The following is a 12326-nucleotide window of genomic DNA, read 5'->3' as shown; positions in this document are numbered from 1 at the left end:
CTCATGTCCCGACTCCTCGCCTCGACGCCCCGCGCCGACGGATTTTTCATGCCGGCGGAGTGGGCGGCGCATGCGGGCACCTGGATGATCTGGCCGGAGCGCACCGACAACTGGCGCATGGGGGCGAAGCCCGCACAGGCCGCCTTTGCCAGCGTGGCGGAGGCCATCGCCGAGACGGAACCCGTGAGCATGTGCGTCTCGCCCGCGCAGTATCAGAATGCGCGGCGCGTGCTCTCGCCGGCGGTTCGCGTCGTCGAGATGACGACCAACGACGCATGGATGCGCGATTGCGGCCCCACCTGCGTCGTCGATGGCAAGGGGCATGTGCGCGGCGTCGACTGGGTCTTCAATGCCTGGGGCGGGCTCGAAGGCGGGCTCTATTTTCCGTGGGATCAGGACGAGCTTGTCGCGCAGAAGGTGCTCGGGATCGAGGGGCTCGACCGGTACAAGGCGCCCATCGTTCTCGAAGGCGGGGCGATCCATGTCGATGGGGAGGGGACCCTTCTGACGACGGAGGAATGTCTTCTCAATCCGAACCGCAATCCGGGCCTGTCGAAGGCGGAAATCGAAGCGCAGCTCGAAGCTTGGCTCGGCATCTCCCGCACGATCTGGCTCGATCGCGGCGTCCATAATGACGAGACATCCGGGCATATCGACAATATCGCCTGCTTCGCGCGGCCCGGCGTCGTGCTTCTGAGCTGGACGGACGACACCGCCGATCCACAGTATGAGATCAGCAAGGATGCGCTGGCGCGCCTCTCCCATGCGAAGGACGCCAGGGGCCGCTCGCTCGAAGTAGTGAAGCTTCACCAGCCGGGGCCGCTCTTCCAGACGGCGGAAGAGGCCGAGGGCGTCGATCATGTCGAGGGCACGCAGCCGCGCGTGGCGGGCCTCCGGCTCGCCGCTTCCTATGTCAATTTCTACATCGCGAATGGCGCGATCATCATGCCGCTCCTCGATCCGAAACATGACGGGGCGGCGGTTGAAACGCTGGCAAGGGTGTTTCCCGGCCGGAAGGTGAAGGGCGTTGCGGCGCGCGAGATCCTTCTCGGCGGCGGCAATATCCATTGCATCACGCAGCAGCAGGCGGGCGGCCTCTGACATGCGGCTCGTGGTGGCCATCGGCGGAAACGCCCTTCTGAAGCGCGGCGAGGTTCTGAGCTTCGAGAACCAGCGGAAGAACATGCGCGCCTCGGCCGCCGCGCTGGCAGAAGCCGCGGGCCGCCACACGCTCGTCCTCGTGCATGGCAATGGCCCGCAGGTGGGGCTGCTCGCCCTCGAGGCCGATGCCTACAAGGCCGTGCCGCCCTATCCGCTCGATGTGCTGGGCGCCGAGTCGCAGGGGATGATCGGCTATGTGATCGCGCAGGAGCTGCGGCGCATGCTGCCGCAGCGCGGCATCGTCACCCTGCTGACGCAGACGGTGGTCGATGGCACCGATCCGGCCTTCGCGCGGCCGACGAAGCCGATCGGACCCGTCTATGCGGAGGCGGGCGCGGGCGGGCTCGCCGCGGAGCGGGGCTGGTCGATGGCGGCGGATGGCGAGGCGTTCCGCCGCGTCGTCGCCTCGCCGGCACCCCGGCGCATCGTCGAACTCGATGCCATCAGGCTCCTCATCGAGGCGGGACAGATCGTGATCTGCACGGGCGGCGGCGGCATCCCGGTCGTTGAGAGGGCGGGTGGCGTTCTCGAAGGCGTCGAGGCGGTGATCGACAAGGATCTCGGCGCGTCCCTTCTCGCCTGCAATCTCGATGCGGACCGGCTCGTCATCCTCACCGATGTCGAAGGCGTCTATCGCAACTGGGGCGGCGAGGAGCCCGATCTCATCAATCGTGCACGTGCGGACGAATTCGACGTCAGCGCCTTCGCGAACGGTTCGATGGGGCCGAAGGTCGATGCGGCCTGCCGCTTCGCGAGGACGACCGGCCGCCCCGCCTTCATCGGCAATCTTGCCGATGCGAAGCGCGTGATCGAGGGCGAGGCGGGAACCCGCATCGACCCCTGATGCGCTTCGTGTGCCCTAGAGCCGCACGTAGCGCAGCCGGAGCGCGTTCGAGATCACGCTGACCGAGGAAAGCGCCATGGCCGCCGCCGCGATGACGGGCGAGAGCAAGAGCCCGAAGACGGGGTAGAGCACGCCCGCCGCGACGGGGATGCCGGCCGCGTTGTAAATGAAGGCGAAGAAAAGGTTCTGGCGGATGTTCCGCATCGTCGCTTCGGAGAGGCGGCGCGCGCGGACGATGCCCATGAGGTCGCCTTTCAGAAGCGTGACGCCTGCGCTTTCCATCGCAACGTCGGTTCCCGTTCCCATGGCGATGCCGATTTCGGCCGCGGCGAGCGCGGGCGCGTCATTGACGCCATCGCCCGCCATGGCGACGATGCGGCCTGCCTTTGTGAGCTGGGCGACGACATTCGCCTTCTCCTCGGGAAGGACTTCGGCCTTCACCTCTTCTATGCCGAGGCGGCGGGCGACGGCCTGCGCCGTCGTCGGATTGTCGCCCGTCAGCATGACGATGCGGATGCCTTCGGCCCTGAGCGCGGCGAGGGCCTGCGGCGTCGTCTCCTTCACCGGGTCCGCGATGGCGATGGCGCCCGCGAGCTTTCCATCGACGCTGACGAAAATGGCCGTCGCGCCGTCGAGCCGCATTTCTTCGGCGCGGGCGGCGAGCGCCGCCGTCGAAACGCCGATCTCGTCCAGATAATTCGCATTGCCGATGACGATGCGCCGTCCCTCGACCGTGCCTGCCGCGCCCTTGCCGGAGGGTGAATCGAAGTCGCTCACCTCGGCAAGCTGGAGGCCGCGATCCTTCGCGGCGGCGACGATGGCGTGTGCCAGCGGATGCTCGCTCGCGCGCTCGACGCTGGCGGCAAGGCGCAGCAACTCGTCTTCGGCGAGGTCACCGGCCGTCGCCATGCCGACAACGGAGGGCTTGCCTTCGGTGAGAGTGCCCGTCTTGTCGATGACGAGCGTGTCCACCTTTTCCATATGCTCCAGCGCCTCGGCATTCTTGATGAGGACGCCCGCGCCCGCGCCGCGCCCGACGCCGACCATGATCGACATGGGCGTGGCAAGTCCGAGCGCGCAGGGACAGGCGATGATGAGGACCGCGACGGCGGCGACGAGCCCGTAGGAGAAGCGCGGCTCGGGCCCCCAGAGCGCCCATGCGCCAAAGGCGAGAACCGCGGTAACGATCACCAGCGGCACGAACCAGCCGGAAACGCGATCGGCGAGGCGCTGGATCGGCGCGCGCGAGCGCTGGGCATCGGCGACCATCTGCACGATGCGGGCGAGCATGGTGTCGCGGCCGACCTTCTCGGCGACCATGACGAAGCTGCCGGAGCCGTTGAGCGTGCCCGCGATCACCCGGGCGCCGGGCTCCTTGGTCACCGGCATGGCTTCGCCCGTGACCATGGATTCGTCGATCGAGACGCGCCCGTCCGAGATCACGCCATCGACCGGCACTTTCTCGCCGGGCCGCACGCGCAGGCGATCGCCGATGGCGACGAGTTCGAGCGCGATTTCTTCATCCTCGCCATCGGGCCGCACGCGCCGGGCCATTTTGGGCGCGAGGTCGAGCAGCGCGCGAATGGCGCCGCTCGTCCTTTCTCTCGCGCGCAGTTCGAGCACCTGCCCGAGCAGCACGAGAACGGTGATGACCGCCGCCGCCTCGAAATAGACGGCGACCGAGCCGTCCGCGGCGCGGAATGCCTCTGGGAAGAGGCCGGGCATGGCCGTTGCGACGACGCTGTAACCCCAGGCGACGCCGGTGCCCATGGCGATCAGCGTGAACATGTTGAGGTTGCGCGTGAGGAGCGATTGCCAGCCGCGTTCAAAGAAGGGCAGGCCCGCCCAGAGCACGACGGGCGTGGCGAACGCGAACTGGGTCCAGTTCGAGACCGTGCTGCCGAGGCTCTCGGTCAGCCCGGTCAGATGCCCGCCCATTTCGAGAATGAAGACGGGGAGGGTGAGCACGAGGCCGATCCAGAAACGCCGCTGCATGTCGAGGAGTTCGTGGCTCGGGCCAGTGTCGGCGGTGATCAGCATAGGCTCGAGCGCCATGCCGCAAATCGGGCAGGCGCCGGGGCCCACCTGCTGCACCTCCGGGTGCATGGGGCAGGTGTAGATGGTGCCTTCGGGCTGGGTGGCGGCGGGCGCTGCTTCCTGCGGGTGCAGATACTTCACCGGATCGGCGATGAATTTCTTCCGGCAGCCATCCGAGCAGAAATAATAGGTCTCGCCCTCGTGGCTGGCGCTGAATTTGGCGCTGGCGGGATCGACCGTCATGCCGCAGACGGGGTCTTTCACGCCGTGGCTGTGGGCGTTTCCATGTGTATGGCCGTTTCCATGCGCGTGGCCATGGGCGTGCTCATGCGCCTTCTCATGCGCGTGGCCGCCGCAGCAGGCGGGCCTCGTTTCAGTGGCCATGGTCCGGTCCCTTCGTCGCAACTGTCGATGAAGGGGACCCTAAACCTTCCTGTCACTGGAGGGTCAAGCGCCATGTGGGCCGGAAATCCGCCCCGGCGGAGCGCCGGTCAGAGCGGCTGTCCGGTGAAGGGCGCCTTCAGCTGGCCGACGAAATCCGGCGGCATGTAATGCCTGATGCCGATATCGGCCGGGGGACGGCGCGGCGAATTATAGAAGGTGCGGAAAATCTGGTCGAACAGCATCAGATTTTCGCCGTAGTTGCGATTGCCTTCGCTCAGATCCTTCGAATGGTGCCAGCGATGAAGGGCGGGCGTGTTGAAGACATAATTCAGCACGCCACAGCGCATCTCGATATTGCAGTGGGTGAGCATCCCGATGATGGCGGTGATCGCGCTCACGAGGAGGAGCACATCCCGCGGAGCGCCGAGAAGCAGCAGGACGGGCATGCCGACCATGAGGCCCGTGACCGTATCGACGACGTGAAAGCGGCCGGTATTGAAGAACCAGAGGCGCGTGACGCTGTGATGCACGGCATGGAAACGCCAGAGCCACGGCCATTCATGGGCGAGGCGGTGCTTCCAGTAGAGGCCCGCCTCGACGACGACGAGGCCGAGCGCCGTCTGGAGCGCGAGCGGCCAGCCCGTGGGCCAGAAACCGCCGCCCGAAGGGGCGAGCCAGTCGGCAATGCCCATGAAGGTGACGAATGTGATGATAACCTGGGCGAGGCCCTTGTTCAGCAGCGTGTGCGCGAGGTCGGGGCCCATCTGGCCGTCATTGGCGAGCCATTCCCGCTCATGCGGCATGAGGCGCTCGACGATCGCGACGGTGATGGCGAGGCCGAGATAGGTGAGATTGAAGGCCAGGACGTCATGCCCCGTCTTCATGCCGAGGCAGACAAGCCCCAGCGATCCGGCGAAGAGGACAGGCCACCAGAGATAGGAAAGAAAACAGCGCACGCTTTTCCCCCGCATTCGTCGGCAAACCCGCAGTCCGCCATGAAGTGCCAGGCATGATAACGAAAAGCGCGCGGCGGCGCATCGCGGCCGAAGCCTCCATTATGAAGAGACTTTCCGCCCTTTTGCGGCGCCGGGCCATCCATCGCTCCAGATTGGAGCGTGACGCGCTTGCACATGGCGCCACCCGGCCGCAGCGTGAACCTTCGTGAAATGACGCGGGGGCCGTCTGGGCGGCCGCCGAACTCGCAAGGAGCAGGTTCCCATGAGCAGTGACGCGATTGAATCCTTTGCCGGGACCCTTCCCGCCAGCGCCTCAAACGACAAGGGGAAAAAGGCGCCGGCGGCAACGCTGCGCGTCATGCGCGCAGGCAGCGAGGATATCGTCGTCGGTGAGAACAGCTCGCTCGAAGGCTCGTTCGAGACGCAGGGCTCGATGTTCGTCGATGGGCGGATGAGCCGTGCCGATCTGAAGACCTCGCTCCTGTCCATCGGTGCTTCGGGCTCGGTCGAGGGCGACGCCCATGCCGCGCGCGCGGAGATCGCCGGCGCCTTTGACGGGCAGCTCGTCGTCACCGGCGAGGTCATCCTTCGCTCGTCGAGCCATGTCACCGGCGAGATCCAGTGCGGCAAGCTCATCACCCATCGCGGCGCGACGATCCGCGCGCAGGTCAAGGTGATGGACGAGGAAATCGAGGCGGCCGAGGCGCTTGAGGAAGGCCGCCCGTTCAGGATGTTCCCGCTGCGCGCCAGTGTCACCGGCTCGTTCCTGCGCCGTTCGATGAGCTTTGGTTATGGCGTTTTCTTCACGCTCGGTTCGATCGGCATCATCTCCCTCATGTTGAGCTGAGCATCGTCGATCCTCGGCGGTACGTTTCGTACCGCTCGCCTTTGCGCCCGCGCTTCGCCGCGGGCGCTTTTTTCATGGCGGGGCGGCTTGCCGGCCGCGCGGCGCGGAGGCAGAGTTGCTCTTGCGCTCATTCGCCCCCGCGGGCCGGGATGGTTCGATGCGCCTGCGAGCGAAAGGCCGATGGGCCGACCGGACCCGAGCCGGCCGGAAGCAGTGCGATGCGAACCGTTCTCAGGGAGTTCATAGATGAGCGATAACAGAGAGCTTTTGACGCGGCGCGAGCGGGCCATACCGCGTGGCGTGGCGACCGCCTATCCGGTCTTTGCCGCGCGGGCGGAGAATGCCGAACTCTGGGATGTGGAAGGGCAGCGTTTCGTCGATTTCGCGGGCGGCATCGCGGTGCTCAATACCGGCCACCGGCATCCGAAGGTAATCGCCGCGGTCGAGAAGCAGCTCAAGAATTATACGCATACGGCCTTTCAGGTCGTCGCCTATGAGCCCTATATCGCGCTTGCCGAGCGGCTCAATGCTCTCGCGCCCTTCAAGGGGCCCGCGAAGACGATCCTCTTCACCACGGGCGCGGAGGCGACCGAAAACGCGGTGAAGATCGCGCGCGCGGCGACGGGGCGTTCGGCGGTCATCGCCTTTGCCGGCGGTTTTCACGGGCGCACGATGATGACCATGGCGCTCACGGGCAAGACATTGCCCTACAAGAAGAAGTTCGGACCAATGCCGGCCGAGGTCTTCCATGTGCCGTTCCCGGTCGCAGATCACGGGGTGACGGTTGCGGATTCACTGCGCGCGCTCGAATTCCTCTTCCGTGCCGATGTGGAGCCTTCGCGCGTCGCCGCGATCATGATCGAGCCCGTGCAGGGCGAGGGCGGCTTCTACGAGGCGCCGAAGGAATTGCTCGTCGCGCTGCGCAAGCTTTGCGACGAGAACGGAATTCTTCTGGTCGCGGACGAAGTGCAGACGGGGTTCGCGCGGACGGGGCGCATGTTCGGCATCGAGCATTCGGGCGTCGAGCCCGACATGATCACGGTGGCGAAGTCGCTTGCCGGCGGCTTTCCGCTTTCGGGGGTCATCGGGCGGGCCGACATCATGGATGCTGCGGAGCCGGGCGGCCTTGGCGGCACTTATGCGGGGAGCCCGGTCGCCTGCGCCGCCGCGCTCGCCGTTCTTGACGCGATTGCGGAGGAAAAGCTCATCGACCGCGCCAATGCGATGGGCGCCCATATCAAGGGGCGGCTGCAGAAGATCGCGTCGCGCAACGACACCGTCCCCATCACCGGCATTCGCGGTCATGGAGCGATGATCGGCTTCGACATCGTGAAGCATCGCGGCGCCTATGAGCCGGATGCGGATGCGACGAAGCGCGTCACCAATGCGGCGCTTGAGGAGGGGCTCATTCTTCTTTCGTGCGGCGTCTTCAGCAATGCGATCCGCATCCTCGTGCCGCTGACGGCCTCGGACGCGATCCTCGACGAAGGGCTCGACAAGCTCGAGCGCGCGCTCGTCTCGTCGCGAGGCTAGTGCGGCGCGCCCTGTCCGCGGCTCGGCGCGGGTGCCCTCGGGCGCCCGCTCGAAAAGGCTTACCCCTTTTGCGCCCCGATCCGGGAGTGCGATAAGCCGAATTTGCTGCGAAACAGTATGTTCACTTTAGGGATACATTTACACTAGCTCAACACTCGGAACGCTAATCTTGGGCACCATTCAGGTGTACAAAGATGATGTTGAGCGCACAAAGAACTCCGGTAAAGAAAAAAGGCCTTCTTGCGCAGTATTCAACCAATCTGGGCGAGTTGATTTCGCGCAAGCGGGCGGAACAGGCGCTCAGGGCGGCCAAGCTCGAGGCGGATGCGGCAAGCCGCACGAAGTCCGAATTTCTCGCCAATATGAGCCATGAGCTGCGGACGCCGCTCAACGCGATCATCGGCTTTGCCGATCTCATGCGGCATTTTGCCTCGGAGGGGCGCGACTCCGGCAAGAGCCTCGAATATGCGGCGCATATTTCGGGCGCCGGCCGTCACCTTCTCAATATCATCTCCGACATTCTCGACATTTCGAAGATCGAGAGCGGCACCTTCACTCTCAATATCGAGGAGTGCAGCATCCGCGAACTCGTCGATGCGAGCCTGCTGCTCGTCCGCGATCGTGCTCGCGCCAAGCGGCAGTCGCTCGAATTCAAGGCGGCGCCCGACCTGCCGATCCTGCCGGCCGATGCCGCGCGCATGAAGCAGATACTCATCAACCTTCTTTCCAATGCGAGCAAGTTCACCGGGGAGGGTGGCCGGATCCTGGTCGTGGCGCAGCGCACGCCGGAGGGCGGCGCGACGATCGCCATCGCCGATACGGGCATTGGCATGACGGCCGATCAGCTCGCCGTCGCCCTGCAGCCCTTCGGCCAGGTGCAGTCGAGCTATTCCCGCGCGCATGAGGGCACGGGCCTTGGGCTTCCGATCGCGGCCGCGCTCACAAGGCAGCATGGCGGCGACTTTCACATTTCCAGCCAGCACGGGAGTGGCACGACCGTGGTGGTGACGCTGCGACCGAACGTGCCCGGCGCCGATCATGCGAACCGGGCCGCGCCGCCCGCCGCTCCCTCCCGCTCCCGCCTGCCGTCTCTCGAGGCGGCGTCCCTCCAGCCAGGCCGAAGCTCATGACCATTCCCACAGCGGCATCCAGACCGTCGGTTCCAGAGCAGGAGCGCCGCGGCGTTCCCATCGCCGAGCCGAAGCGGATCGCGCATATCGTCTCGGTGTCCGGCTCGCAGGCGGTCGCCGTTCTCGATCGCGCGATTTTCGACGAGATGGGGCGGCGCGACTCGCGCGTACAGATCGGGTCGCTCCTGAAGATTTCCACACCGACCTCATCGGTCGTCGGGCTCGTTTCCGCGATCTCCTCGCCGACGCCATCGATCGATGCGGGAAGTCCCGAACTTGGCCTCATCGAAATCAATCTGGCGGGCGAGCTGGTGGCCGATCCGGCGACCGGCCGGCTTTCCTTCCGGCGCGGCGTCGCCTCGCTTCCGAGCCTTGGCGATGCGGTTCTGATCGCCGACCGGCACGATCTCACGCGCGTCTATGCGCAGCCCGCCGTTCCGAGCATCAAGGTCGGCACGCTCTATCAGGACCCCGCCGTGCCGGCGCGCCTGCTGATCGACGAGCTTCTCGCCAAGCACTTCATCGTCGTGGGCACGACGGGTTGCGGCAAGTCGTCCGCACTCACCTGCATCCTGCGGCGCGTTCTGGAAGATCATCAATATGCGCATATCGTCGTGCTGGACGTGCACAACGAATATCCGAGCGCCTTTGGCGATCAGGCCGAACTCATCGACCCGGGCAATCTCCATCTGCCGATCTGGCTGCTCAATTTCCAGGAGCTGACGGAGGCGCTGACAAGTGCCGACTCCCATCGCGACGCGGAAGCGGAAATCCTGCGCGATGCCGTCGTCGTCGCCAAAAGGCGTTTCGTCGATGCGGGCACGACGCGAACCCCGACCATGATGCGCAGGCCGCTCGATGGCGGCGGCATCACCGTCGAGACGCCGACGCCCTTTCGCCTTTCCGATGTCGTCGCCTATATCGACGAGCAGCTTGGCAAGCTCGACCGCGTGCAGGCGACCGTTCCCTATCGCAGGCTCAAGAACCGCATCGAAACGCTGGTCGGCGATCAGCGCTACAGTTTCATGTTCGGCAGCCTGACCGTGCAGGACACGATGACGGAAACGCTCGGGCAGCTCTTCCGTGTGCCGAGCGACGGGCGCCCGGTGACGGTCATTAATCTCTCCACCGTGCCGTCGGAAATCCTCGACGTCGTCATCTCCGTCATTTCGCGCCTCGCCTTCGACCTCGCCGTCTGGAGCAAGGGCGGCCTGCCGATGCTGCTTGTCTGCGAGGAGGCGCATCGCTACGCGCCCGCCGGCCCCGCCGACAAGTTCGCGCCGACCCGCCAGGCGCTGTCGCGGATCGCCAAGGAGGGCCGCAAATACGGGCTCTCGCTTGCGCTCGTCACCCAGCGCCCATCGGATCTCGATCCGACCGTGCTGTCCCAGTGCAGCACCGCCGTCGCCATGCGGCTTTCGACCGAGCGCGACCAGACGGTGATGCGCGCGAACACGCATGACGGCGCGCTCGATCTCCTCGATTTCCTGCCGCTCCTCGGCGACAGGGAGGCCATCGTCTTCGGCCAGGGCGTCGCCATGCCCATGCGCATAAGGTTCGACGATCTCGGCAAGGAGCACGCGCCACATAACCTTCAGGCCGGTTTCTCGCATCACTGGAAATCGCCGAACATGGACCGCCAGCAGCTCGAAACGATCATCGCCAGATGGCGGGTCGCCGGGCGCGAAAGGACGGATTCGGGCTCCGGCCGCTAGGAGAGGCGGGCCGCCTGCGCCCTTCCGCCCGATCGGCGATCCTTTTTTGCGGCGGGCTGTCACACGGGCGGCTCTCCCTTCGTCTTGTCCCCAGATCACACGCTCAACCAGCGAGGACAAGATGACGACACGCAATTTCCGCCGTTTGGACTATCCGGCAGCTTCTCCCAAGGCCCTTCAGGCCATGATGCAGCTCAGCGGCCACGCGCATGCGGCCGGGCTCGGGGAAGACCTCATCGAACTCATCAGCCTTCGCGCATCGCAGATCAATGGCTGCGCCTTCTGCATCGACATGCACACGAAGGAGCTGCGTGCGGCGGGCGCGTCGGAGCAGAAGCTCTATCTTCTGAGCGTCTGGCGGGAGACATCTCTCTATTCGCCGCGCGAGCGGGCCGCCCTTGCCTGGACCGAGGCGCTGACACGGCTTGGCGAGGAGGGCGTTTCCGACGCGATCTATGAAGAGGCGCTCGCGCAGTTCGGCGAGGCGGGCCTCGTCGATCTCACCGCCGCCGTGGTCGCCATCAATGGCTGGAACCGCTTCAGCATCGCCTTCGGCGCCGAGGCGGGCCACTACAAGGCGGGCTCGCTACGCGAACGCGCCGCTTCCTGAATCCGCCGTCCGCGCCCCGGCTTGCGGTTGCCGTAACGGCAGCGCGGGCCAAGGGCCGCAGCGAGGCCAAGTTCTTGCCGATCTCGTAAGGGAAGCCGCGATGCGGCTTCCCTAATTGTTAAGCATTGCCGGGAATACTTGCCGCTCATTCGAACCCTAAATCCTCGGGTTCGGCCAAGTGGGTACCTGACAATGGACGACCTCCTCAAAGAATTTCTCGCTGAGACGACCGAGGCGCTGGAAATGCTCGACAGCGAGCTTGTCGAGCTTGAACAGCGCCCGGCCGATCCGGTGCTGCTCGCCAGCATTTTCCGCATCATGCACACGATCAAGGGGACTTGCGGCTTTCTCGGGCTGCCGCGCCTCGAGGCGGTGGCTCATGCCGCCGAGGATGTGCTGGGCAAGATCCGCGACGGCGAACTCGATGTCAGCGCGGATGCGGTGTCGCTGGTCCTTGCGGCTCTCGACCGGATCAAGGAGCTGATCGCGGCGCTCGGCGTCTCCGGGGCCGAGCCCGAGGGCTGCGACGAGGATGTCATCGCGGCGCTTCGCCAGATGGCGAGCGGCGAGTGGGTTTCCGAGGCCGGAATGGCGGAGGAGGCTCTTTTCGAGACGGCCGTTCCCGCCGAGCCCGTCTCGGTCGACGGGCTTTATGAGCGGATCGGCGGCGCTTCCGTGTTCGATTCGGCCTGCGAGCAGGCCTGCGCGGAATTGCTTGCGGCCATTTCCGACCATCCCGATCCCGAGAGCGAGCTTCTCAATCTCCAGTTCGCGCTTGCGGGCGCTTTCGCCTCGGCGCTGACCGGCAAGGCGGGCGCGGCGGACGATATGGACCGCGTGATCGCCGGCCTTCTCGCCAGCGGCTGGACCGAGCGCGAGCTTCACATGCTTCGCGACGAGTTCGGCAAGGCGCTCTCGACGCTCGAAGTGGCCGATGCCGATATCGCCGCCGTTCTCTCGCGCTTCAATGTCGCCGCGGCGGTGCCTGCGGCGAGCCCCGCGCCCGTGATGGCGGAAGCGGTTGCCGAGGAGATCGCCGAAGAGATCGTCGAGCCGGAGCCGGTCGCGGCCCCGGTCGCGAAGCCCGCCGCCCGGAGCGCCGCCCGCTC

At 66.0% G+C, this 12326-nt stretch carries 10 protein-coding genes; 8 read left to right on the top strand and 2 right to left on the bottom strand.

Features of this window, described 5'->3' with window-relative positions:
• Positions 1-3: 3 nt before the first annotated feature.
• Positions 4-1101 carry an agmatine deiminase gene (aguA, locus tag WBG82_RS12905; protein WP_424424924.1) on the top strand — a complete coding sequence of 366 codons (1098 nt, stop codon included), beginning with the start codon at positions 4-6 and terminating at the stop codon, positions 1099-1101.
• Position 1102: 1 nt separating this feature from the next.
• A complete protein-coding gene (gene arcC / locus WBG82_RS12900; protein WP_424424923.1) occupies positions 1103-2005 on the top strand; it encodes a carbamate kinase in 903 nt (300 codons plus the stop codon).
• Between the two features lie 15 nt (positions 2006-2020).
• Here the strand turns inward: arcC and WBG82_RS12895 are convergent, their stop codons facing one another.
• Entirely contained in the window at positions 2021-4426 is a 2406-nt protein-coding gene (locus WBG82_RS12895; protein ID WP_424424922.1) for a heavy metal translocating P-type ATPase, read from the bottom strand.
• A 107-nt stretch (positions 4427-4533) separates the two neighbouring features.
• Positions 4534-5382 carry a sterol desaturase family protein gene (locus tag WBG82_RS12890; protein ID WP_424424921.1) on the bottom strand — a complete coding sequence of 283 codons (849 nt, stop codon included), beginning with the start codon at positions 5380-5382 and terminating at the stop codon, positions 4534-4536.
• A gap of 262 nt (positions 5383-5644) precedes the next feature.
• Here WBG82_RS12890 and WBG82_RS12885 point away from each other — a divergent pair, with 262 nt between their 5' ends.
• From WBG82_RS12885 to WBG82_RS12860, 6 genes are all read left to right on the top strand, one after another.
• Entirely contained in the window at positions 5645-6229 is a 585-nt protein-coding gene (locus tag WBG82_RS12885; RefSeq protein WP_424424920.1) for a bactofilin family protein, read from the top strand.
• A gap of 246 nt (positions 6230-6475) precedes the next feature.
• Complete coding sequence (gene gabT / locus WBG82_RS12880) at positions 6476-7762, top strand: 4-aminobutyrate--2-oxoglutarate transaminase (protein ID WP_424424919.1); 1287 nt, start codon at positions 6476-6478, stop codon at positions 7760-7762.
• 269 nt (positions 7763-8031) lie between these two features.
• Entirely contained in the window at positions 8032-8892 is an 861-nt protein-coding gene (locus tag WBG82_RS12875) for a sensor histidine kinase (protein WP_424424918.1), read from the top strand.
• Positions 8889-10607 (top strand): ATP-binding protein, encoded by a 1719-nt coding sequence (locus tag WBG82_RS12870; RefSeq protein ID WP_424424917.1) that lies wholly within the window; start codon positions 8889-8891, stop codon positions 10605-10607. Before WBG82_RS12875 ends, WBG82_RS12870 begins: the two co-directional genes overlap by 4 nt.
• A 121-nt stretch (positions 10608-10728) precedes the next feature.
• Positions 10729-11217, top strand: coding sequence for a carboxymuconolactone decarboxylase family protein (locus tag WBG82_RS12865; RefSeq protein ID WP_424424916.1), 489 nt, complete (start codon positions 10729-10731; stop codon positions 11215-11217).
• A 192-nt stretch (positions 11218-11409) separates the two neighbouring features.
• Positions 11410-12326, top strand: a 917-nt coding sequence (locus tag WBG82_RS12860; RefSeq protein ID WP_424424915.1) for an Hpt domain-containing protein, incomplete at its 3' end; no start/stop codon positions are given.

The sequence above is a fragment of the Parvibaculum sp. genome (assembly GCF_049671045.1).
In the GTDB taxonomy this organism is placed as follows: Bacteria; Pseudomonadota; Alphaproteobacteria; order Parvibaculales; family Parvibaculaceae; genus Parvibaculum.
The sequence above is the reverse complement of the archived record's forward strand: the minus strand, read 5'-3'. Positions and strand labels throughout refer to the sequence as shown.

Excerpts from the sequence above, each read along its gene's own strand:
- aguA (WP_424424924.1), top strand. The coding sequence starts at position 4 with ATGTCCCGACTCCTCGCCTCGACGCCCCGCGCCGACGGATTTTTCATG.
- arcC (WP_424424923.1), top strand. The coding sequence starts at position 1,103 with ATGCGGCTCGTGGTGGCCATCGGCGGAAACGCCCTTCTGAAGCGCGGC.
- WBG82_RS12895 (WP_424424922.1), bottom strand. The coding sequence starts at position 4,426 with ATGGCCACTGAAACGAGGCCCGCCTGCTGCGGCGGCCACGCGCATGAG.
- WBG82_RS12885 (WP_424424920.1), top strand. The coding sequence starts at position 5,645 with ATGAGCAGTGACGCGATTGAATCCTTTGCCGGGACCCTTCCCGCCAGC.
- gabT (WP_424424919.1), top strand. The coding sequence starts at position 6,476 with ATGAGCGATAACAGAGAGCTTTTGACGCGGCGCGAGCGGGCCATACCG.
- WBG82_RS12870 (WP_424424917.1), top strand. The coding sequence starts at position 8,889 with ATGACCATTCCCACAGCGGCATCCAGACCGTCGGTTCCAGAGCAGGAG.
- WBG82_RS12865 (WP_424424916.1), top strand. The coding sequence starts at position 10,729 with ATGACGACACGCAATTTCCGCCGTTTGGACTATCCGGCAGCTTCTCCC.